The following is a 21,619-nucleotide window of genomic DNA, read 5'->3' as shown; positions in this document are numbered from 1 at the left end:
TCTATCGCATTGAGTCAGGGTTCGGCTTGTGAGGACTACTGGGCGCCGCGGCGGCGGACGATGGTCTTGATGGTCTCGAACATGATGAGGAAGTCGAGGCCCATCGATTTGTGCTTGAGGTAGTAGAGATCGTAGGCGAGCTTCTCGCGGCACTCGGCGAGGGTGGCGCCGTAACCGTAGCGCACCTGCGCCCATCCGGTGAGGCCGGGACGGACCATGTGGCGGAGGTTGTAGAAGGGGATCTCCTGCGCGAGCCAGGAGGTGAACTCGGGGCGCTCGGGGCGCGGGCCGACGAAGCTCATCTCGCCGCGGAGCACATTCCAAAGCTGCGGGATCTCGTCGATGCGGGTCTTGCGGAAGTAGCCGCCGATGCGGGTGACGCGCGGGTCGTCCTTGGTGGCCCAGCGCGCGCCCTTGGCTTCGGCGTCGGTGAACATGGTGCGGAATTTGTGCACCTTGAAGGGTTTGTTATCGAGGCCGACGCGTGTCTGCGAGAAGAAGATGGGGCCGCTGGATGAGAGCTTGATGGCCAGCGCGACGAAGGGGAAGAACGGAACGAAGAGCAGAAGGATGATGAGCGCAACGACAAAGGATGCGAGCCGCTGGGTGAGCTGCAGCGATTGCTTCATGTTGAAGCCTTCGCAGAAGAGCAGATTGCTGGGGCGAAGGCCTTCGAGCTGCAGCTTGCCGGTGAGGCGCTCGAGCAGGCTGCCGACCTCTTCGATCTCAACTCCACGCATGCGCATGGCGAGCAGGTCGTCCACGGGGAGCTCGCCGCGGCGCTCTTCCATGGCGATGATGATGCGATGGATCGGCGGTTTGATGGTAGCGATACGCTCGATGATGTCGTGGTAGGAGTGGGTGCCTTCAGGCGAGACGATCAGCGGGCTGGTGGACTCGATGACCTCCATGCCGGCTTCCTTACGAGTGCGGATGGCCTCGATGAGGTGTGCGGCGATGGCGCCGTTACCGAGCACGAAGACGCGCTCCTGGAACATGGCTTTACCGCTGATCCACTCGAAGGCGCGACGCCACATGATGAGGAAGGTGACGACCAGCGCGAGGCCGAGCAGGAAGACATAGCGTGCGATGTCCACCTGCGGGAACATGAAGATGACCAGCGAGAGCAGCAGCGAAAGGCAGCCGATGACGAGCAGCAGGCGGAAGTAGATCTCCCACGGCGCCGAGAGCTGCTGCGGTTCGTAGAGGTCGAAGTAGTACGCGCAGAGAATCGTCAGTGCGGTGAGGATGCCGATCTTCAGCAGGCCATGGTTCGTCAGGAGAACGCTCATTGTCGAAGGCCCGAAAAGAACCAGGCAGGCGACAATAAAAGAGCCACCGACGATCAGGGCCTCGCAGAGGAGGAGGATGACCGTGCGCGTGGGATAGTAGACGTTCAAAAAGCGAATCATGGTCGATTAGTTTCGGGGTCTTGCTTACAGCTTAGTTCAGAGTCCTGCTTAAAGCTCTTAGTTCACAGCGTCGTAGGTGTAATAACTGTCGGCAGCGGGCGGGTTCTTTACGGCGTTGAGCACAAAACCGATGATGTTGGATGCCTTGAGCTCGTGTTGCGCGCGCTGCGCGACGGTATAGCTGGTGATGCCGGAGCGTGCGACGAGAAGAACAGCGTCGCAGGCACGGCCCATACTGACGGAGTCGGAGACGGGGATGACGGGCGAGGAGTCGACGATGATCCAGTCGAAGTGCTCGTTGGCGACGCGGAGCAGCTCCTCGAAACGCGGGCTGCCGGCGAGGTCGGCGGCGCGATCGCCGACGCTTCCTCCGGGGATAACGACAAGATTGCTAAGGAACGGCGCGATGAGGCGCGAAGGCGTGCTCGCGGACGAGGGGCGCTGCATGGCATCGACGATCTCGCATTTGCCGGAGAGATAGTCCGACAGGCCTGGGTGCGCCTGGCAGCCAAAGTACTCCTGCAGCGTGGAGCGGCGCATGTCGCCATCGATGAGCAATACCTTGCTGCTCTTGTGGAGGGCGAGCGAGAGTGCGAGGTTGGAGGCGATGAAACTCTTGCCTTCCTGCGGCACGCCGCTGGAGACGAGCAGCGACTGGAGGCGGTTCATCGCGCGGAACTCTTCCAGCCGGGAGCGCAGGCTGCGGAACTGCTCGACCATGGCGCCACGCTGCTCCAGAGCAGGGAAGCGCTCGATCGCGAGATGCCAGTCGGTGGCGCGAATCTCGCTCCACAGCGTACGCGGCGCGGGGTGACGGTCGGTGAAGGCGGCAGATGCGGACAGGGGTGGAGACTCGATTAGTGGCGAGGAGAAACGCTCGCCTACGGGGCGGCTGACGCGTTCCGGGATCCGTTGCGGGATGACGGGCGGAATAAACGGCTGAGGCTCGGGCGTGTCCATTCTCTCGACCGCGGGGCGTTCCACGGGGCGCTCGACGAGAGCTCTGGTACCAACTGGAGCGACCGATTGCGCACGCGGTGCCGGCTCAGCCGGTGCAGCTTCGGCCTCCGATGCCGGTGTGAGTACGGCGGCTTTGCTGTCTTCGCGCTCTGCCTGGCGCTCTGCTTCAGCTCGCTGTAACGCTTCGTAAATGCGACTCATCGGACCTGCCTTTCCGCAGTTCGACCAAAGAAGTGAATTGGGCGGGAAGGATCTCCGGGCCCGGAACTAATACGCGATTCCTCGACCACATCATTGGGAGGAATCAGAAAGGATTGCATTTCCAACTCCAGGTCCGCGGCGACGGAGGTGATGGTCTCGGCCGTGACCTGCTGGCTCTGCTCAACGTAGGCGAGGATCAAAGCGTGCTCGCAGATCAGGTTGATCAGGCGCGGAATGCCGCGGCTGTGCTGATGGACGAGCCTCGCGGCTTCAGGAGTGAAGATGGGGTGCGTGGCTCCGGCGATGCGCAGCCGCTCGACGATGTATTCGGCCGATTGATCGGCGGTGAGCGGCTGAGTGCGGCACCAGAGGAAGATGCGCTGGCGAAGCTGACGAACGCTCGGATGGCGGAGCTTCTCCTCGAGCTCCGGCTGACCGGAGAGCACGATCTGCAGCAGCTTCTCGGACGAGGACTCGAGGTTGGTGAGGAGACGAATCTCCTCGAGCAACTCCCAGGAGAGATTCTGCGCTTCGTCAACGACGACGACGCAGGTCTCGTTCATGCGGAAGCGCTCGATGAGCCAGCGGTTGAGCTGCAAAAGCATTCCGCTCTTGGTGCGCGAGGTTGGGGTGAGGCCGAAGTCAGAGAGCACGAACTCGAGGAAGTCCAGCGGCTCGAGCAGGGGATTGAAGACGAACGAGGTATAGACGCGCTCCTGGCTGAGCGCGCTGAGCGCGCGGCGCAGGATGGTCGTTTTGCCGGTGCCGACCTCGCCGGTAAGGACCGTGAAGCCTTTGCGAGCAAAGATGCCGTATTCCAGACCGGCCAGGACCTCGCGGGTATGCGGCATCATGTACATGAACCGCGGGTCAGGACTGGTGCCGAACGGACTGTTCTGAAGGTTGAAGAACTTTTTATACATGGCTACCCACCCACTTTCGCCAGAGGCGGATTCGCTGGTTTCAGACGGCGCTTGAACCAGCTGGTGCCGTTTGTGGCTGAAGCGGTTGCGTTGGGACTTAGCGCGATGATGCCAAGCGTCGGCAGTTTCGTGAAGGCCCAAACGTCACGTTCCGAGCGAAGCGACTTGTCGCGATACTCGAGATAAGCGGCGAGAAGCACGCCCAGCGCGAGGCCGGCCGCCAGTCCGCCCAGGGCGAACATGGAGCGTTTCGGGAAGGTGGGTTCATCGGGCAGATTGGCATCATCCATCAGGCGCAACTGCTCTCCCTGCTGCTGGTTTTCGAGCTCGGTCGCCATCTGGGACTGATTCTTCTTAGCGAGGAGGTCGTCGTAGCCTTTTTCAGCTGTCGCATAGTCGCGGCTGAGCTCTTTGTATTTGGCAGCGACCAGCGGGCTCGCCTGCATACGGCCCTGGTACATACCGATCTGCCGCTGGATGTTGGACTGATCTTTGCGCTTCTGCTGGATCGCGTCGTCGATCGCAGAGATTTGCATGTGGAGCTGGCGGACGGCAGGTGATTCGACGACGACCGGAGCTCCGTTCGGTCCGGAGGCTACACCGTTGGCCGCGATCTCCTTTTTCAGGTCGGCGATCCTGCGCTTCGTAGCAATAACGTCGGGATAGTCAGGTGTGTAGTGATTGAGAAGGTCGGCGAGCCCATCCTGCAGTTTCTGCATCTCGGCCGCCTGTTCGGGCGTGGCCTGAGCGGCGCCGCGCTGAGCCGGCCCGGGTTTGCTGCCTGTCTCGGAGGTCGAGATCAGGCCGCTACCCTGCTGGGCGAGCATCGCCTCGCGGTAGGATCTCTCCTGCTGTAACTGCCCCAGCGCCTGGTTGGCCGCGTCGAGCTGCGTGTTGAGGGTGGTGAGCATGTTCATGTTGGCATCCTGATCGTCAGGCAGCGCGCCGATATTCTCGCGCTGGAAGGCGGCGAGCTTCGCATCCTGCGCATCGAGGTTGCTCTTTGCGTCGTTGAGCTGCTCCTCCAGAAACTCCGTCGTGCCCTGTGCCGATGCCGCGCGGGACTTTGCGCTCTCAGTGATAAAGAGAGAGGTGATCTGGCGGCAGACCTGCTGCGCGGTGTGTGCGTCGCCGGCCTTGAACGAGATGTAGAAGCCGGGTAGACCGCCTGCGCCGGAGATATCGGAGTGAATCGCCTTGATGCCGATGGCGGTACGCACGCTTTCGAGGCGTGTATCCATGTCCGCCTTCGGATCGCCGAGGTTGTACTGCTTGATGATCGGCTCGAGACGCGAGCGGCTGAGAATCTGTTCCTTCATCGACGCCAGGCGGTTGTCGAGACTCTCGTCAACGACCGACTTGACGTAGTCATCCGGCACCTTCGGCTGCTCGATGAGGATCAGCGTCTGGGAGGTGTAGATGGGCGTCATGCGATAGCTGATGCCGAACGCCAGAATCGGAAGGATGACCGTTGGGATGAGGATGACGAGCCAACGACGCTTCAGAATGGTTAGGTAGTCTTCTATCGTTAATGTGCGATGACCAAGCATAAGGAATACCTTACCGGCCGCTCAGAAGCGGCGCAGGAGCGAATGTGATGCCGAAGCCGAAGATGTTATTCGTGCCGTTGAATGCGGGGCCGAGAGCTGACGGCTGATTTTTTCCGGACTGCCAGACAACCGTGTAGCTTCCATAACATGAGAGTGACTCGGAGATACGTCGCGATACCTGGGCGCCTCCGAAGACGGAGTTATAACTTGGAACAAGGCCGTTTACTGGAATGAGCCCGACGCTGCGAGAGTAGGTGGCCTGAAGGCCTAGGTTCCAGTCCCGGTTGATGGGGCGTTCCATCCCCACCGCAACGCTGTCAGTGAGTGCGCCGAAGATGATGCCCGATCCGCCGTTTACTGACCGGTCATAGCTGCCATAGAAACCGGTCGTGCGGGTTGCATAGCTCACCTGGGCCGAGCCGGCCAGGTTCCACCGCTGCGGGATCGCAGCAGTGGTGATGCCATGCGTTCGGGCCGGACCGAAGCTGAAGGTCGTGCTCAACTTACGTGTCCAGGCGCGGTTGTAATTAATGTTCACGCCTTCGGTTTCAATCTTGTACTCGCCGTAGCTCGGGTAGGTCACGTCGCTGTAGTATGCGGCGGCGCCCACCGAATTGCGGGCATCGATCCGGTAAGACGGACCGGCTGTGGCCGAGATCTGGTTGGTATTCACAGCGTCTACGTTTCCGGTGAAGTGGAGCACCTGCCAGGATCCGGAGGCTTCGAGGTCCAGACTGGGGGTAGCCTGCCAAGTAGCGCTGCCTTCCAGCCCGTTACCGATGCGGTTGGAGTAGTTCGTCAGGATGCTCTGATTGGGTCCAATGCCAGTCTGTACGGGAGCGACACCCACATCACCTACCCCGGCGTATCCCGAGAGTCCGGTTGTAGGGGAGCCGGGCAGAAAGCTAAGGGAATCCGACACGACGAAGACCCATGATTTGAAGTTTGCGACCTGGGAAACCGCAATGTCCTGAAAGGTTTCCGTGTTGCTGTTTCCCGGGACCGTGGTGAACACAAGGCCACCGGAGTAGATCATGCTGAACGGGAACCTTTGGCTGGGAGACATGTAAGCGAGGTTCCCGCTGAGCGCGGTGCTCGCGTATGCGGATGACCCCTGCTCAGATCCGAACTCGAGCATCTCGGATCCGCTCACGGAGTAATCGAGCGTGCCCAGATGCGTCGGCAGATTGAAGCCGAAGTTATTCTGCGGCATCGAGTTGGATACCGGCGCAGGCGTGTTCGCCTGGCCCCGCCCGGTGGCCGGCAGGGCGAGGATCGAGAGCGCGAGAAGACTTGTGGTTATCGTTCTCATGGGACCACAACCGTGTCGTTCGGTTCCAGAATCACGTCTCGCGGGTTGTCTCCCTTCAAAGCTGCCTTGTAGTTGAATGGAATCTTCTCCTGCTTTCCTTGAGGCCCACGCAAAATATAGATGCGTTTTAGATGCGCATAGGGAGTCGGGCCTCCGGCAACCGAAATTGCCTGCAAAGGTGTCATGCCGGGTGTAAGCGGGATGGGGCCCACACGACCTACTTCACCGACGAGGAAGATATGCTTGCTGTTAACCGCTTGGACTCCAACAGTTACAAGGGGTTCCTGAATGTACTTCTTGTATTCCTTGGTCAGGTTGGCGGTCAGTTGCAGCGGGGTCAGACCGGCAGCCTTCACATCGCCGAGCAGGACCATGGAGATCATCCCGTCCGGGCGAACCGGGAAGGTGCCGGAGAGAGTTTGCTCCTTCCAGACAGTGATCTGGAGGACATCCTCAGGCCCTATCAGATAGGTGGAGGGGTCGATCGGCATGGATGCGACAGCGTCGGTGTTTGGCGTCGGAGGGGTCTGGCTCGGGGGGACCGGCGCGGGCGTAAGAATGGGCTTGGCGGCCTGGGCGACGCACAGCGCAGCGATTCCCAGCATCCCGAGAAACAGAAGAACTCCGCGGAAGGAGCTGGAACGGCTAACTTTCGATGCAGCGGTGGTAATTGATACCTTCACAAAATCCTCTCTTATTGAGCTGTATGCACAACAGTTGCCAAATTCCTATGGAAGGTGGCCCGAAACCTGTCGAGGAGTCGCTTTCCAGCCCGAATTGTGGGCCCGCACCGCTCATTTCCGGGGTAAGTTGACGTAACTAGATCGTGAAGATACGCAGAACTAATAGTATCGCCCCGATCAAACGGTCCTTATGTGGGAAATTGTTTGCCACTCTTGTGCAAGAAGATTCTCAATCTTGAGAGGCTGGAGTGCATTAGGCTATGGTGCATGGGAGGATTGGGCGCCAGTCTGAAACGGCAGGCAAATTGCTCACGTCATCTCAGAGGATCCTGGACCCCATGATGGTCACACAACCGGTTATCCAGCCCGCCCCTGTGGCTCCCTCGGGCCAAGAGCGCGAGGTGGTTCCTGTGCGTTCAACCTGGCAGCGCTGGCTGCCAGCGCTACTCCTGGCTGCCATCGTCGTGGCGATCTACTGGGGCATCTCGATCAAGCTCGTTGAAAACTGGTATCTCGACCCGGACTTTTCACACGGGTTTCTCGTTCCGCTGTTTTCGGCGTATCTGATATGGACGAAACGGGAAACGCTGAAAAACACCCCGGTGAGACAGAGCTGGGCGGGTCTGCCGCTGGTCCTCCTTGCCATCATCACGCTGCTTCTGGGTGTGTACGGTGCCGAGCTGTTTCTGGCGCGTGTCTCGATGGTGATGCTGCTGGCAGGGCTGATATGGATGATGGCCGGCCGGGACATGCTCCGCGAACTGCGCTTTCCGGTGCTGGTCCTGCTGCTGGCGATCCCGCTTCCGAAGGTTATCTATAACCAGATCACGTTTCCCCTGCAGATCTTCGCCTCGAAGGTTGCCGCGGCTGTGCTTCCGCTCTTCGGGGTTCCGGTGCTGCGCGACGGCAACATTATTCAGTTGCCATCGATGCCGCTTGAGGTGGCCGAGGCCTGCAGCGGTATCCGTTCGCTGATGAGCCTGTTCACGGCGGCCATCTTTTATGGCTATTTCCTGGAGCCGAGCACGACGCGACGGGTAATCCTGGCGCTCGCGGCGCTGCCGATTGCGGTGCTCGCCAACGGAGCACGCATTGTGGGCACGGGGCTCGCCGTACAGTACTGGGACCCGGACAAGGCGCTTGGATTCTTCCATGAGTTCTCCGGCTGGCTCATCTTTGTTGTATCGCTGGTGCTGCTCTACGTGCTTCACACTGCGATGAATCTGCAGGCAAGGCTGCGGGGAGGGCGCCGATGAGATCTGCAAAGTTCTGGGTGGTCCTTATTCTTCTCGCCGGCTGCCTCACGACGCTGAAGCTGCGCGGCGACGTGGATCACGTTCCGCCCACGCCTCCCCTGACGCTCCTGCCTCAGAACATCGATGGCTTGATCTCGCAGGATTATCCGCTGGACAGCGAGACGCTGGCCGTGCTCGGCGACGGCCGCTTCCTCAATCGTGTCTATTCAAACCCGGATCCGGTGCAGCAGCGGCTTAACGCCCCGGTATCGCTTTTCATTGGCTACTTCCCGACGCAGCGGTCGGGGCAGTCGATTCACTCTCCGCAGAATTGCCTGCCGGGCGCAGGATGGGCGTTTCTATCCTCCAAGGTGATCAATCTGCCGACGGCGGACGGACACCCGTACCCGGTCGGCGAGTACCTGATCGGGAACGCCGGCCAGAAGCAGGTAGTGCTGTACTGGTATCTCGCACACGGCCGCAGCGTGGCCAGCGACTACAAGGCGAAGGCCTACATGATGCTGGATGCGATCCGCTGGAACCGCACCGACGGCGCTCTCGTGCGCATCGTCACACCGGTGGGACAGAACGAGGCTCTCGACTCGGCGCAGCAACGCGCGATTCAATTTGCCAACCAGGTGACTCCACTGCTGCCCCGCTTCATTCCAAATTAATCGTGTACGTGAATTTCTTATGTTCGGCTGGCGCGCGCGCGGGATCTTCGGATTCTGAAGCGGCACAGTTTTCAGCTATCAGGTTGTTGTTCGTTTGCGTTGAGCATGACGTCGCCGGCTCTGGCAGCCGCTTTGGGAAGGAACTTTGATGAAGAACTCGCACTCTCACCGTATGGGCCGTATTGCGGCTCTTGCCTGTGTAACCGTACTCGCCGTGCTTACGCAGGGATGCACGCGCAACCCGAACGTCCGCAAAGTGAAATACCTGAACAGCGGAAAGGCCTATGAGGCGCAGGGCAAGGACAAGGAAGCGATCATTCAGTTCTCGAACGCCATCAAGATCGATCCTCACTATGCCGACGCGCACTTCGAACTCGCGAAGGCGTATCTGAAGACCGGCTCGCCGATGGGTGCGTACGCGGAGCTCCGCCGGACGGTCGATCTCGATCCGAAGAATGTTGATGCGCGCCTGGAACTCGGCCAGATTTATCTCGCCGGTCACGCTTACCCGAAGTCTCTTGAGCAGGCGAATGCGATCCTCGCGATCGACCCGAAGAACGCCGATGCGTGGGGCCTCAAATCAGCCATCGCGATGGCGAACAACGATCATCCAGAGGCGCTCAAAGATATTCAGCAGGCGCTGACCTACGCTCCTAACCGCGCCGGCTTCCACGCCCAGCTCGGTCTCATCCAGGGTACCGATCCTTCGACGGCCAACAACGGCGAAGAGCAGGTGCGGGAGGCAGTTAAGCTCGATCCGAAGAACGGGGCGGCTCACCTGCTGCTCGCCAGCATGCTCGAAAAGAAAGGTGACACGGCGGGCGCCGAGGCTGAAGCCCAGTCTGCGACGCAGATCGAGCCAAAAAACGTTCGTGCCTGGATGATGCTTGCAGCCCTGTACTTCCAGCACGGTGACAAGCCGAAGGCTGAGTCCACCTTGATGCAGGCCACGGACAATCTGCATGACACCACGGAAGGCGCTTCGCTCCTTTTCAATTTCTATCGCCAGACCGGGCAGTTTGATCGGGCGCCCGGCACGTATGAGCAGCTCGTCAACAAATATCCAAAGAGCGTGCCCATCAAGATGGTGTACGCGGAGATCCTGGTCGATCAGGGGAACTTCGCCAAGGTGCAGCAGATCGTCGATGATCTGAACAAGAACAAGAGCACCGCCGCCGATCCGCAGGTGCAGGCCATGACCGGCATGTTGCTGCTGCGCTCCGGCAAGGCGAATGACGCGCTCACGCTCCTGCAGAATGCGGTCAAAAATTCGCCGGACAATCTGGTTCTGAAGTACTGGCTGGCGCAGACCGACAGAGTAAAGGGTGATCTTCCCGGAGCCGAGGAGAACCTTCGCACCGTGACGCAGGCGCAACCCAACAACTTCCGGGCACAGCAGGATCTCGCCCAGCTCGCCGCGCAGACGCATGACAACGCACTCCTGGAACAGGTTGCGAACACGATGATCACGCGCTTCCCGAACTCCTCTGAGGGGTACCTGTGGCGCGGTGTGGCCGAGGCGGCGGAGAACCAGCCGGAGAAGGCTGACGCGGACCTGCAGAGCGCAATCCAGAAGAACCCCAAGGACTCCGCGGCGCTGGTGGCTCTTGCGGAGATGCGTTTCCGCGAGAAGCGCAATCCGGAAGGTGTCCAGCTTGCTCAGCAGGCGCTCGATGCCAATCCGAATCAGTTGCCGGCGCTGCAGTTGCTCGAAACCTACTACATGTTGCAGCACCAGCCGGACAAGGCTCTTGCCCTGGTTCAGCAGGAGATCACAAAGAGTCCGAACAACAGCGCTTTGTATGACCAGCTTTCCGACCTGCAGCTTGCGACCAAGGACGTGAATGGGGCGGTGAACTCCTCGCAGAAGGCGATGCAGTTGAATCCCTCCGACGGCGATGCGGTGATGGCGTACACGCGTGCGACGACCGCGTCCGGGAACTCGAGTGCAGCGATCGTGAAGTGGCAGCAGTGGAACGGCGCGCACCCGAACGATCCGCGCGGGGAGATCATCCTGGGCACGCTCGAGGAAGGCCGCGGCAACAAGAGTGGCGCAGAGGACGACTACAAGAAGGCCCTCGTGATTCAGCCGGACAACGCGACCGCGCAGAACAATCTTGCCTACCTCATGCTGTCGAACAATGAGGACGTGGATGTGGCGCTCTCGCTGGCACAGTCGGCACGCCGTACGATGCCGCACTCGCCGAGTACGGCCGATACGCTCGCGTGGGCCTACTATCACAAGGGCATCTACGAATCGGCGCGCACGCTGCTCGAGGATGCGGCCAAGACGAACCCCAACGATGCCTCGATCCAGTATCACCTCGGCATGGTGTACAGCAAGATGGGGAAGAAGACAGACGCAGCCGATCACCTAAAGAAGGCGGTCAGTCTCGCTCCTGGGACGCAGACCAGCACCGACGCTACGAAAGCGCTCGGCACACTCTAGTCACTACAGCAAAGCAACGGTGCCACGCAGAGGAATCTCTCTGCGTGGCATTTTTGCTGGATGGAGAACCGCGAATTGATATAGCCCGGAATCAGACCAATTGAGACTCAAAGCCTCCTGCGAAGGAACTCGAACGTGACGTATCCCGCCAGTGAAGCTGCTAGGCCGATGGCGAAGTTGGCGGGAGTGATGATGTCCTGCAAAGCAACGTATAGGGTTTTGCCCCGTCCAGCGGAGCGATTGAATTCCCCCATCAGCAGATTTGAGTAGAAGAGAAACATGATGAAGACGATCTCGATGAGAGCGCGCAAGGCGGGAGTGCGAGCTGGCGTCAACTTGGATGAATCGGATCTCATCGACTCATCCTACCAAGGCGGTTTTGAGCAGGGACAATTGTTGGGAGCATAGAAAAGCAGGGAGCCCGAATGGGCTCCCTGCTTTGAGTTGGATAACGGAGTGAAGGTTAGGCGGAGAGGCGCGCGCTCAGCCGACGGCGAGCGAACGCTGCTGCACCCAGCAGGCCGGTTCCCAGCAGGGCAAGGCTGCTCGGCTCAGGCACAGGGCCGAGAGCAGTGCCGGTACCGGAGAAGCTCACCAGTTCGGTGTAACCACCCGGGGTCTGCTGCGCCGTGAAGTTGAAGGAAGCGTCTTCAGGCACGTAATTGGTTGCGCCGGTCAGATTGAAGATACCGGTTCCGGTCAACATCAGTTCCGTGTACTGGCCGGTAGGATCGGGTCCATACGACCAGGCTTCGGAGGTGAGGGTAAAGGTGAGAGTCTCACCGTTCTCAGTGGTGCTCAGCACTTCAAGAGAGCCACCGGGAGGCGTGTGAGTGGACATGACCCCGAGAGGAATCGTGAAGGGGCCGGGCTGCGGCATCGTCGGGAAGAACGTGACCGGGTTCGGGCTCGAGAAGTAGGTCGCGAACGTGCCAGTCGCGCCGCCAACCGTGTAGTTCCCAAGTCCGGCACCCGTCCCATTCGGCGCAAACGTGAGCATGCCGGTGTTGGGGTTGAACTGGAAGTTAGAGCCAGTCACCGAGATCGTGCTGACTGGCGATGAACTGATAATGCTGTCTGCCTTTGCCATTGTTGCTGAAGCTGCAAACGCAGCTCCAAGGGCTAAAACCCAAAACGTATTTTTCATAGTCCTCCTCGACTCCGCCTCCAGCGAAGTGCCTGTAGGTGCTGCCACCAATGAGCTGCAAACCCTCCCCAGGAACGGCGACCAGCGAAATCGTGCTGCTGGCCTCCAACTACGTTTGCATTGCTCACTCATGTTGGAGCGCATAGGTTGCCCAACGGTTGTTTTGTGGATTGTGGTACTTGGGTCACCACTTTTAAGGTGACCATGAAATGTTCTGCACAGTAGTGTTGAAGAATCTTCCACTTGGCCGCGCGAGCCGATGACAGACAAGTCGTTTGATGGTCAGGCGCGCGCACGCGCGATGCGATCTGCGCGCAAAATTCAGAGGTGAGGAATCGCTGTATCCAGCGGGAAACGCAGGGGATTTAGTGAATCAGCGGATTGCCGGACGAGCTTCTTTCGACCAACAGCTCGTCGCGTTCACTGATCCCCAGGCAATGCTGGAGCTGCGTGCGCTGCAGCTTCTCGGCGATTGCCATCAGGATGAACAGATTCAGAGAGAGCGATTCACGCGAGGCCATCTCTTCTGCGCGAGCGCGCAAAGGGGTGGGCAGAAGCAGAACGAAATCCTGAAATCCCTGATCCCTCGCCGCCATCGGCCTCTCCTTGCGAGACAGTTGCCCGCAGGAAAAGTATGGGTCGGCCCGACAAGGGATTCCAATGGCACCATCGGGTAACAGGTGCCGAACGTGGAGGGCGGTAGCTTCGGGTGCTAGCGGCTCATCCAGCCGCCGTCGACTGTGAGAACCGTGCCGGTGACGTAGTTGCTTGCTGGGGAAGCGAGGAACAGGGCCGCGCCGGACAGATCCTGAGGCAGGCCCCATCGGCCTGCAGGGATTCTTTCCAGGATCTGACGGCTTCGTACGGGATCAGCCTGCAGGGCTTCGGTGTTGGTCGTTGCAAAGTACCCCGGCGCGATGGCGTTGACCTGAATATCGTGTGCAGCCCACTCATTCGCCAACGCCTTGGTCAGCTGCGCGACGCCACCCTTCGACGCGGCATAGGCGGGAACGCGAATGCCGCCCTGAAAGCTGAGAAGCGAAGCTATGTTGATGATCTTGCCCCCGGAGCTGCGGCCACCGGACTTGCGCGCAAGAAGATCGCGGCCCACGAGTTGCGAGAGCTGAAACACACTGGTGAGATTGACCTGCAGAACGCGCTGCCAGTCTTCAAGCTTGAAGTCCTCGGCTGCATCGCGGTGAATGGTGCCGGCGTTGTTGACGAGAATGTCGACGCGGCCGAAACGCTGCTTGACCTCGGAGAAGAGCTTCTCCGCGCCCGCCGGATCGCCGAGGTCTGCCTGGAACGCGGCCGACGAAGCGCCGATAGCCTGGGCGGTGTCGGTAGCGGCGCGCCGGTTTCCGTGCACGGCGACCTGCGCTCCTGCCTCTGCGAAGGCAGCGGCGATCGCGGCGCCAAGCCCGCTCGCTGCGCCGGTGACGAGAGCGACGCGGCCGTCGAGGCGGAAGAGATCAAGAATTGAAGCGGACATGAATCTCCTGGGAGTTCTCGTGAGAAAGCGAATCGCTCTCCCTTTGATTGTCAGCAACAGAGTACGGCAAAGCCGCAGTGCATGTCTGTTTCGCGCACGCGTTTACTTCTTGTGTTTGCCGGCTCCTGAGGCGGATGTCGCGACGGGGGCGGTCGACTCGCGAACGATGAGCTCCGGTTGCACGGGCAATATGTCCGGTTGCTCTTCGCGTGCGATTTTTTTCAGCAGCGTGGTCGCGGCGAGCTCTCCCATCGATTGAAGCGGCTGGCGAATAGTTGTCAGGCTTGGAACGTGATAGTTCGCCGATTGGATATCGTCAAAGCCGACGACCGACACATCCTCGGGAACGCGCAGGCCGCCATCGTGCAGCGCGCGAATGCAGCCGATGGCGGAGATGTCGTTGAAGCAGACAATGGCGGTGAAGTCGCGCCGCCGCATCAGCAGTTGCTGAATGCCCGGGTAGCCGAGCTCAGGAGACTGCATGTCCCTGTCGAGAAGAATTGTGAGATCGGACGACACGCGGATGCCAAGCGTCCGCGCGACCTGCACCGTTGCACGCCAGCGGGTGTCGGAGTCGGAGCTGAACGCCTGGCCGCGCATGAAAGCAATCTTTCGATGACCCAGCCGAAACAGGTGACCAAGCGCGAGCTCCGCCGCGCGTGTGCTGTCGAGCACGATGTTCGAGACTCCCGGAAGCGGCATGTGGGAGGCGATGGAGACCGTTGGAGCCACGGGCGGTTCCGAGAGGCGGGTGTCGATGGCGAGGATGCCTTCGACGCCGCGGGAGTGCAGGAGGCGGGGGTACTCGGCGATAAGGTCGGGGCGATGGCGGTGGTGAGCGGTGAAGAAGAAGTATCCCTCGCGCATGAGGACGTCTGCGGCGCCGGAGAGAACCTGCGCGTGATAGCCCTCGCCGATGACCGGAAGAAGGATGCCGACTGTGCACGTGTTAGTGCCGCGGAGCGAGCGCGCAATGAGGTTAGGTCGGTAGCCGAACTTGCGGGCGGCAGCCTTGACGCGCTCACGCGTGACTTCCGGGATGGAGCGGTTGGGTGCGTTGTTCAGCACAAAGGAGACGGTTGCCGGAGAGAGGTCGAGGTACTCGGCGAGCATCTTCAGCGACACGCGCGCGCCGGGCGGGGGCGAGGATTTCTCTTTCGGCATGACGGGAAGTAGTGTATCCCTCCCGGCGTCCGTGGGGGTGCAATATCTTCAGCAGAAACAACTTAGACGTCTACCTGTGTGCACCTGGGTATGGCCCAAGATCCTAGGCCCGGCGGGTGGGTTGATGCGGTTGGTGACAGGCGCCTTCGCGGAGATCGATGACGCAAAAATTACATTGAGGCCAGTGCAGGTTGTGCTAAAACTAGCCGTTCAGAGAACCGCAACACGAAAAGGTTTGGGCCGTGAAACACCGTTCTTTCCGAAGAAGCCGATGAGGGCGCTCGCTCTCTCGGAGAAGAGGAGCGGCCGAATCGATGATCCCCGTCGAACATGCACCGGAACGCCCGCTGATGCCGGCAGCGCCTTCCGCGCTGGAAAAAGTACTTGCCGGTTTGGCTGCAAGCCTGCCGGCTGGAACCGCGTTTGAGTTTCAGCTGCCGGACCGTCCGCTGGTGAGAGTGGGAAGCGGAGAGGTCACTTTTCGGGTTGTGGCGCGGAACGAACGCGCAGTACGCGCGCTCAAGTCAATGGATGAGATAGGGATCGGCGAAGCGTACCTGTTCGGCGACCTGGACATTGATGGCGACCTGGTCGCGGCGATGGATCTGCGTAACAGTCTCCACGACCGGCACGTGCTGGCGTATCTGTGGTCAACCTACGGACAGCGCATCTTTTACGGCCAGACGAAACGTGACCGGCAATGGATTCACGAACACTACGACACGGATCCGGAGTTCTACCTGACGTTCCTCGATGAGAGGTATCGCTGTTACTCACACGCCTACTTTGAAAATGATGATGAGGAGTTAGGCGTTGCAATGGAGCGCAAGTTCGAGACGGCGTTTCGCTCCTGCAATTTGCAGCCGGGATGGCGTGTTCTCGATATCGGCGCTGGCTGGGGAGCGTTCACGCAATATGCGGGAGAGCGCGGAGTTCATGTCACGTCTCTGACAATCTCCGCGGAGTCGGAGAAGTACTGCAACGAATTGATTGCGCGGTGTCACCTGCCGTGCGAGGTTGTGCGCGAGCACTTTCTCGAATATCAGTCACGTGAACCTTTTGACGCGATCATCAATTTCGGTGTGACGGAGCATCTGCCTGATTATCCTCGGACGTTCAAGCAGTATCAGTGCCTGCTAAAGCCCGGAAGGCGCGTCTACGCGGATGCATGCGCGTCCAGGACGAAGTTCCCCTTCTCATCTTTCGTTCTGAAGTACGTGTGGCCGGGGAATACGACGCCGCTGCATCTTGCCAGCTATCTCGACGCCATGTCTGAGACGCCGTTTGAGATTTGCATGATTCAGAATGATCGCCACAGCTATCTACTGACTGCGAAGAGATGGGCTGAGAACCTTGACCGCAAGCGCGAGGAGATCGTGGCGAGGTGGGGAGAGATGTTATACCGGCGCTTCCGACTTTATCTATGGGGATGTGTTCATTGCTTAACGACTGACTCCATCACGGCGTACCGTTGGCTGATGCAGTTGCCGGCAGGTTCGACGGAGCGGACGACGTTCGTACGGCAGACGCCGGCCGGAATGGTGCGAGCGGTGAAGCGGGCCCTGCGGTTTTAGCGAGTGCAGGAGATCCGCGTTCGCAATGAATTTCGCTGGCGCACGTGATCGGAAGGCGATACCACCACCCTGTCCTCCTTCGGAAGCCGAGGGTGGGGCACCCGGCAAAAATATCGCACACCTTAACGTGCGATAAAGACGCACGCGAAGATGGAGCGCCCGGTTTGGCCTAACTTACTGCCAGCCGCCGCCGAGGGTGGTGTAAAGCTGGACGAGAGTGAGGGCTTCGTTTTGTTGCGCGGTGATGAGGGAGAGCTGCGCGTTGAAGAGGTTGGAGTCGTTGGTGAGGACTTCGAGGTAGCTGGTGGCTCCGCCGTTGTATCGGTCGCGGGCGAGGCGCGTGGCGTCCTGCGCGGAGGCGACGAGTTTTTCTTCTTCGATGCGGGTGTCGCGGGTTTTCTGCGCGGCGATGAGGGAGTTGGAGACGTCGCGGAAGGCGCCGAGGATGGTCTTCTGGTAGTTGAGGACGAGCTCGTCCTTTTGCGCGACGGAGAGCTGGAGCTGGCCGCGGAGCTTGCCGCCTTCGAAGATGGGCTGCGTGATGGAGCCGGTGCCGAGAACTACGCCGATGAGGTTGGCGAAGTTGACGCCGCCGGCTCCGCCTTCACCGCTGAGAGAGAGCTGCGGGAAGAACTGGGCGCTGGCGACGCCGATGTTGGCGTTGGCGGCCATGAGCTGCGCTTCAGCCTGCTGGATGTCGGGGCGGCGCTCGAGGAGCTGGCTGGCGATGCCGGTGGGGAGATCGGTGGGTGGAGGCGTGAGTGCAGCGGGGTCGGTGTGGGTGACGGGGCCGGGGGTTTGGCCGAGGAGCAGGCGGAGTTCGTTTTCGGTCTGCTGGATTTGCTGCTCGAGCTGCGGGATTTCGGAAGAGGCGGTGTAGAGGAGCTGTTCGGCCTGGCGGACGTCAGAGAGTGGGGCGGCGCCGCCGGTTTCGAGCTTCTGGGTGAGTGAGAGCGAGTCCTGACGGACTTTGAGGGTTTGCTGCGCGACGGCGAGTTGGGCGTCGAGCGCGCGGAGCTGGAAGTAGGTGGTCGCGACCTGCTGGACGAGCGTGACGCGCACGGCGCGCTGGGCCCATTGCTGGGCGAGGAGCTGATCGCGCTGGGCTTCGGTTTGTTTGCGGTAGAGGCCCCAGAAGTCGGGGGTCCAGGAGGCGGTGAGGCCGAACTCGACTGGTGCGGTGATGACGAATTGGGAGACGTTGGTGCCGCTTCCGGAGAGGGTGCCGCCGATCTGCGGAAACTCCTGCGCGCGGGTGATGCGGACCTGGGCCTGCTGCTCGAGGATGTGCTGGGCGGCGATGCGGAGGTCGAGGTTGTTGGCGAGCGCGGTGGTGATGAGTTGCTGGAGCTCGGGCTCGTGGAAGATGGTGGACCATTGCTGGTCGGCGATGGAGGTCTTTGGGTCGGAGGAGATAGCGGTGTTGTCGGGGCCGCGGAAGGTGGGCGGCGCGGGGACGTTAGGGCGCGTGTATTTGGGGCCTACGGTGCAGCCGGTGAGGGCGAGGGTGACAGTGAGTGCGAGCATCGCAACCCCACCCATGCGCTTCGCGCATGAATGGGGCACCCCAGTGATTGCGTGGGTGCGGAGGAAGGGCATTTAGTGGAGGCCTCCGTCGTCGGTGTGGGGGGCGGCGTGGACGTGTGGGGCTTCGGCGGCGGCGCGGCGGCCGAGTTCTTTCGGGTCGATGTCGTGCTTGGAGTCCATGGTGGTGCCTTTGCCGCCGCGACTGAAGCGATGTGAAACGTACTCGACGACCGAGAAGCTGACGGGGATGAGGAGGATGCCGAAGAAGGTGGCGAGAACCATGCCGCCGATGACGACGGTGCCAAGGATCTGGCGCGAGACGCCGCCGGAGCCGGAGGCGAGCCAGAGCGGGAGGCAGCCGAAGATGAAGGCGAAGGCCGTCATGACGATGGGGCGGAAGCGGAGGCGGGCGGCGCCGAGTGCGGCGTCGGAGATGGACTGGCCTTGCTTGTAGTTGTGGACGGCGAACTCGACGATGAGGATGGCGTTCTTCGCGGAGAGGCCAATGAGCATGATGAGGCCGATGGTGGCGAAGATGTCGTTTTCGAGCGAGCGCATGGAGATGGCGAGATACGCGCCGAGGATCGCGACGGGAGTTGAGAGCAGGACGCTGAAGGGAAGCGACCAGCTTTCATACAGCGCGGCGAGGATCAGGAAGGTGATGAGGATGGACAGGCCAAAGACGGCCCATGTGGGGACGCCTTGCTCGGCCTGCTGCTCCTGGAAGCTCATGCCGGAGTAATCGAAGCCCATGCCGGGGGGCATGCTCTGCTGGAAGACTTCTTCGAGCGCGTGCCGGACCTGGCCGGATGAGTAGCCGGGAGCGCCGGTGATGTTGAGCTGCGCGGCGGGGTACTCGTTGTAGCGCAGGATGAACTCTGGGCCGGTGATCTGCTTGACGTGAATGAGTGAGGCGAGCGGAACCTGGCTGCCGTTGGCGCTGCGCACGTAGAACTGATCGATGTTGTTGATGTCGGTGCGGGAGCTGCCTTCGGCTTCGACGTAGGTCTGCCATTGACGGCCGAAGCGGTTGAAGTAGTTGACGAGGTAGCCGCCCATGAAGGTCTGCATCGTGGTGTAGACGTCGGTGAGTGAGACCTGCTGCTCGGACGCTTTTTCGCGATCGACGTCAGCGTAAAGCTGTGGCACTGCCGGCAGATAGGACGGAATGGTGGCAGCGATCTCTTTGCGCTTGGCGGCGGCGCCGAGGAAGGCGTAGAGATTTTTGGTGAGGAAGGCCGGGTCGTCATTGCCGGAGCGGTCTTCAATCATCATGGTGACGCCGCCAGAGGTGCCGATGCCGGGGATGGCGGGCGGCGGGAAGCTGAAGGCAAGTCCCTGGCCGACACCCATGAGTTTGCGCTGGACGCTCTGCTGGATGGCGGCCAGCTGCTGATCGTGCGACTTGCGCTGATCCCAGGGCTTGAGCGTGACAAAGAAGAAGGCGGTGTTGGTCTGCTGGGTAAGCGTGAGGAGCGAGAAGCCGTTGACGGCGACGACGCCCTCGATGCCCGGTGTGTCGAGGAGTGCTTTGGTGATGTGCTGCCCGGCATCGTCGGTGCGCTGCAGCGAGGAGGCGTCAGGCAGTTGCAAGGCGCAGTACATGTAGCCCTGGTCTTCCTGCGGGAGGAAGCCGGTGGGGAGTTTGGAGCCCATGAAGACGTCGAGCAGGGCGATGACGGCGAGGCCGAGCATGGCCAGTGCGGACTTGTGGATGAGGACGCTAGAGGTGTGAACGTAGCTGTCCGTGGTGCGGTTGAAGAATTTGTTGAACCAGGCGAAGAAGCGGGCGAGCGGGCCGCGGCCGCGGTTGGGATCGCGCGGCTTGAGCAGAAGCGCAGCGAGTGCGGGGCTAAGCGTGAGCGCGTTGAACGCGGAGATGAGAACGGAGATGGCGATAGTGATCGCGAACTGCTGATAGAGGCGGCCGGTGATGCCGGGGATGGCGGCGGTGGGGATGAAGACCGCGGCGAGGATGATGGCGACAGCGATGACGGGTCCGCCGACCTGCTCCATGGCCTTGATGGTGGCGTCGCGCGGCGAGAGGCCGGTGTCGATGAGGTGCTCGACGGCTTCGACGACGATGATGGCGTCGTCGACGACGAGGCCGATGGCGAGCACGAGGCCGAAGAGCGAGAGCGTGTTGATGGTGAAGCCGAGCGCAGGGAAGATGATGAACGTGCCGATGAGCGAAACGGGCACGGCCATGAGCGGGATGATGGTGGCGCGCCAGCCCTGCAGGAAGATGAAGACGACGAAGATGACGAGAGCGAGCGCGATGAAGAGCGTGACGACGATCTCGTGGATGCCCGCGGTGACGGCCTTGGTGGTGTCGAGGGGGATGTTGTAGGCCATGCCCGCGGGGAACTGCTTGGCGAGCTGGTCCATGCGCTTGCGTACGGCCTGCGCGGTCTCGACGGCGTTGGAGCCGGGGAGCTGGTAGACCGCCATGATGCCGGAGGGCGCCTGATTGTAGCGCGCGGTGAGGTTGTAGATTTGCGTGCCAAGCTCGACGCGTGCGACGTCGCGAAGATGGAGGACGGAGCCGTCAGGGTTGGAGCGCAGGATGATGTCGCCAAACTGCTCGGGTGTGACGAGGCGGCCCTGCGTGCGAACGGTGTAGGTGAACTGCTGGCCGTTCGGGACGGGCTGACCGCCGATCTGGCCGGCGGGGTAGACGTTGTTCTGCGTGGTGATGGCGTTGATGACGTCTGTAGCGGTGACGCCGACCTGCGCCATCTTGTCAGGCTGCACCCAGACGCGGATGGCGTACTGGCCGCCGAAGATCTGCACGCGGCTGACGCCTTTGACGCGGGTGATCTCGTCCTGCAGATTGATGACGGCGTAGTTGGTGAGGAAGTCCGGGCCGTACTTGCCGTTGGGTGAGTTGAGGCTGATGAAGAGCAGCGGCGAGTGCAGGGACTTGAGCACGGTGACGCCGGCAGTGTTGACGATGGGGGGAAGCTGCGACTGCGTCTGCGAGACGCGAAGCTGCGAGAGGACCTGATCGGTGTCGGGGTTGGTCTTGACGTCGAAGTCGACGTAGAGCGTTGCCTGTCCGTTGTTGGCGTTAACGGACTGCATGTAAAGCATGTTGTCGACGCCGTTCATCTGCTCTTCGAGCGGCGTGGCAACGGACTGCTCCAGTGTTTTCGCGTCGGCACCGGGGTAGGTGGCCTGCACCTGGATCTCGGGCGGAACGATGTCGGGGTATTGCGCGATGGGCAGGTTCAGCATCGACACGATGCCGATGACGACGGTGAGGATGGCGATGACGATGGCGACGATGGGTCGCCGGATGAAGAAGTTTGACATC

Annotated in this window: 17 protein-coding genes; 4 read left to right on the top strand and 13 right to left on the bottom strand. The window is 61.0% G+C overall.

Annotated elements, in window-relative coordinates; all coding sequences use genetic code 11:
* Positions 1–35: 35 nt before the first annotated feature.
* From VGU25_07390 to VGU25_07365, 6 genes are read right to left on the bottom strand one after another with little or no spacing between them, the layout of a single operon-like run.
* Entirely contained in the window at positions 36–1,412 is a 1,377-nt protein-coding gene (locus tag VGU25_07390; GenBank protein HEV2577018.1) for a TIGR03013 family XrtA/PEP-CTERM system glycosyltransferase, read from the bottom strand.
* A gap of 57 nt (positions 1,413–1,469) precedes the next feature.
* On the bottom strand, positions 1,470–2,573 hold the full coding sequence (locus VGU25_07385; protein ID HEV2577017.1) for a CpsD/CapB family tyrosine-protein kinase: 1,104 nt from the start codon (positions 2,571–2,573) through the stop codon (positions 1,470–1,472).
* On the bottom strand, positions 2,570–3,496 hold the full coding sequence (locus tag VGU25_07380) for an AAA family ATPase (GenBank protein ID HEV2577016.1): 927 nt from the start codon (positions 3,494–3,496) through the stop codon (positions 2,570–2,572). The genes VGU25_07385 and VGU25_07380 overlap by 4 nt, the downstream gene beginning before the upstream one ends.
* A 2-nt stretch (positions 3,497–3,498) precedes the next feature.
* Positions 3,499–5,046 (bottom strand): Wzz/FepE/Etk N-terminal domain-containing protein, encoded by a 1,548-nt coding sequence (locus VGU25_07375; GenBank protein HEV2577015.1) that lies wholly within the window; start codon positions 5,044–5,046, stop codon positions 3,499–3,501.
* A 10-nt stretch (positions 5,047–5,056) separates the two neighbouring features.
* Positions 5,057–6,358, bottom strand: a complete 1,302-nt coding sequence (locus VGU25_07370; GenBank protein HEV2577014.1) for a hypothetical protein — start codon at positions 6,356–6,358, stop codon at positions 5,057–5,059.
* Positions 6,355–7,041: a polysaccharide biosynthesis/export family protein gene (locus VGU25_07365; GenBank protein ID HEV2577013.1), complete on the bottom strand. Its 687-nt coding sequence runs from the start codon at positions 7,039–7,041 to the stop codon at positions 6,355–6,357. Before VGU25_07365 ends, VGU25_07370 begins: the two co-directional genes overlap by 4 nt.
* Before the next feature lie 338 nt (positions 7,042–7,379).
* Here VGU25_07365 and xrtA point away from each other — a divergent pair, with 338 nt between their 5' ends.
* The 3 genes from xrtA (at position 7,380) to VGU25_07350 (ending at position 11,399) form a co-directional block, all read left to right on the top strand.
* Positions 7,380–8,297, top strand: coding sequence for an exosortase A (gene xrtA, locus VGU25_07360; protein ID HEV2577012.1), 918 nt, complete (start codon positions 7,380–7,382; stop codon positions 8,295–8,297).
* Positions 8,294–8,950 carry an EpsI family protein gene (locus tag VGU25_07355; GenBank protein HEV2577011.1) on the top strand — a complete coding sequence of 219 codons (657 nt, stop codon included), beginning with the start codon at positions 8,294–8,296 and terminating at the stop codon, positions 8,948–8,950. The genes xrtA and VGU25_07355 overlap by 4 nt, the downstream gene beginning before the upstream one ends.
* A gap of 148 nt (positions 8,951–9,098) precedes the next feature.
* The gene (locus VGU25_07350) at positions 9,099–11,399 is read left to right on the top strand and encodes a tetratricopeptide repeat protein (protein HEV2577010.1); all 2,301 of its coding nucleotides are present in this window, start codon (positions 9,099–9,101) and stop codon (positions 11,397–11,399) included.
* Between the two features lie 107 nt (positions 11,400–11,506).
* On the opposite strand, the gene VGU25_07345 is transcribed toward VGU25_07350, so the two are convergent.
* The 5 genes from VGU25_07345 to VGU25_07325 form a co-directional block, all read right to left on the bottom strand.
* Positions 11,507–11,755, bottom strand: a complete 249-nt coding sequence (locus VGU25_07345) for a hypothetical protein (GenBank protein ID HEV2577009.1) — start codon at positions 11,753–11,755, stop codon at positions 11,507–11,509.
* 107 nt (positions 11,756–11,862) lie between these two features.
* Complete coding sequence (locus tag VGU25_07340; GenBank protein HEV2577008.1) at positions 11,863–12,489, bottom strand: PEP-CTERM sorting domain-containing protein; 627 nt, start codon at positions 12,487–12,489, stop codon at positions 11,863–11,865.
* A gap of 422 nt (positions 12,490–12,911) precedes the next feature.
* Entirely contained in the window at positions 12,912–13,142 is a 231-nt protein-coding gene (locus tag VGU25_07335) for a hypothetical protein (GenBank protein HEV2577007.1), read from the bottom strand.
* A 116-nt stretch (positions 13,143–13,258) separates the two neighbouring features.
* Positions 13,259–14,038 carry a glucose 1-dehydrogenase gene (locus VGU25_07330; protein ID HEV2577006.1) on the bottom strand — a complete coding sequence of 260 codons (780 nt, stop codon included), beginning with the start codon at positions 14,036–14,038 and terminating at the stop codon, positions 13,259–13,261.
* Positions 14,039–14,140: 102 nt separating this feature from the next.
* Positions 14,141–15,202 carry a LacI family DNA-binding transcriptional regulator gene (locus VGU25_07325; protein ID HEV2577005.1) on the bottom strand — a complete coding sequence of 354 codons (1,062 nt, stop codon included), beginning with the start codon at positions 15,200–15,202 and terminating at the stop codon, positions 14,141–14,143.
* Between the two features lie 314 nt (positions 15,203–15,516).
* Between VGU25_07325 and VGU25_07320 the strand changes: the two genes are divergently transcribed.
* Complete coding sequence (locus VGU25_07320; GenBank protein ID HEV2577004.1) at positions 15,517–16,776, top strand: class I SAM-dependent methyltransferase; 1,260 nt, start codon at positions 15,517–15,519, stop codon at positions 16,774–16,776.
* Between the two features lie 174 nt (positions 16,777–16,950).
* On the opposite strand, the gene VGU25_07315 is transcribed toward VGU25_07320, so the two are convergent.
* Positions 16,951–18,375, bottom strand: a complete 1,425-nt coding sequence (locus tag VGU25_07315; GenBank protein HEV2577003.1) for an efflux transporter outer membrane subunit — start codon at positions 18,373–18,375, stop codon at positions 16,951–16,953.
* Positions 18,376–21,618 carry a multidrug efflux RND transporter permease subunit gene (locus tag VGU25_07310; protein ID HEV2577002.1) on the bottom strand — a complete coding sequence of 1,081 codons (3,243 nt, stop codon included), beginning with the start codon at positions 21,616–21,618 and terminating at the stop codon, positions 18,376–18,378.
* Position 21,619: the final 1 nt, after the last annotated feature.

The sequence above is a fragment of the Acidobacteriaceae bacterium genome (assembly GCA_035944135.1).
Taxonomy (GTDB): domain Bacteria; phylum Acidobacteriota; class Terriglobia; order Terriglobales; family Acidobacteriaceae; genus Granulicella.
This window is presented reverse-complemented; position numbering and strand designations above follow the sequence as displayed.

Excerpts from the sequence above, each read along its gene's own strand:
- VGU25_07390 (HEV2577018.1), bottom strand. The coding sequence starts at position 1,412 with ATGATTCGCTTTTTGAACGTCTACTATCCCACGCGCACGGTCATCCTC.
- VGU25_07385 (HEV2577017.1), bottom strand. The coding sequence starts at position 2,573 with ATGAGTCGCATTTACGAAGCGTTACAGCGAGCTGAAGCAGAGCGCCAG.
- VGU25_07380 (HEV2577016.1), bottom strand. The coding sequence starts at position 3,496 with ATGTATAAAAAGTTCTTCAACCTTCAGAACAGTCCGTTCGGCACCAGT.
- VGU25_07375 (HEV2577015.1), bottom strand. The coding sequence starts at position 5,046 with ATGCTTGGTCATCGCACATTAACGATAGAAGACTACCTAACCATTCTG.
- VGU25_07370 (HEV2577014.1), bottom strand. The coding sequence starts at position 6,358 with ATGAGAACGATAACCACAAGTCTTCTCGCGCTCTCGATCCTCGCCCTG.
- xrtA (HEV2577012.1), top strand. The coding sequence starts at position 7,380 with ATGATGGTCACACAACCGGTTATCCAGCCCGCCCCTGTGGCTCCCTCG.
- VGU25_07355 (HEV2577011.1), top strand. The coding sequence starts at position 8,294 with ATGAGATCTGCAAAGTTCTGGGTGGTCCTTATTCTTCTCGCCGGCTGC.
- VGU25_07350 (HEV2577010.1), top strand. The coding sequence starts at position 9,099 with ATGAAGAACTCGCACTCTCACCGTATGGGCCGTATTGCGGCTCTTGCC.
- VGU25_07345 (HEV2577009.1), bottom strand. The coding sequence starts at position 11,755 with ATGAGATCCGATTCATCCAAGTTGACGCCAGCTCGCACTCCCGCCTTG.
- VGU25_07340 (HEV2577008.1), bottom strand. The coding sequence starts at position 12,489 with ATGGCAAAGGCAGACAGCATTATCAGTTCATCGCCAGTCAGCACGATC.
- VGU25_07335 (HEV2577007.1), bottom strand. The coding sequence starts at position 13,142 with ATGGCGGCGAGGGATCAGGGATTTCAGGATTTCGTTCTGCTTCTGCCC.
- VGU25_07330 (HEV2577006.1), bottom strand. The coding sequence starts at position 14,038 with ATGTCCGCTTCAATTCTTGATCTCTTCCGCCTCGACGGCCGCGTCGCT.
- VGU25_07325 (HEV2577005.1), bottom strand. The coding sequence starts at position 15,202 with ATGCCGAAAGAGAAATCCTCGCCCCCGCCCGGCGCGCGCGTGTCGCTG.
- VGU25_07320 (HEV2577004.1), top strand. The coding sequence starts at position 15,517 with ATGATCCCCGTCGAACATGCACCGGAACGCCCGCTGATGCCGGCAGCG.
- VGU25_07315 (HEV2577003.1), bottom strand. The coding sequence starts at position 18,375 with ATGCCCTTCCTCCGCACCCACGCAATCACTGGGGTGCCCCATTCATGC.
- VGU25_07310 (HEV2577002.1), bottom strand. The coding sequence starts at position 21,618 with ATGTCAAACTTCTTCATCCGGCGACCCATCGTCGCCATCGTCATCGCC.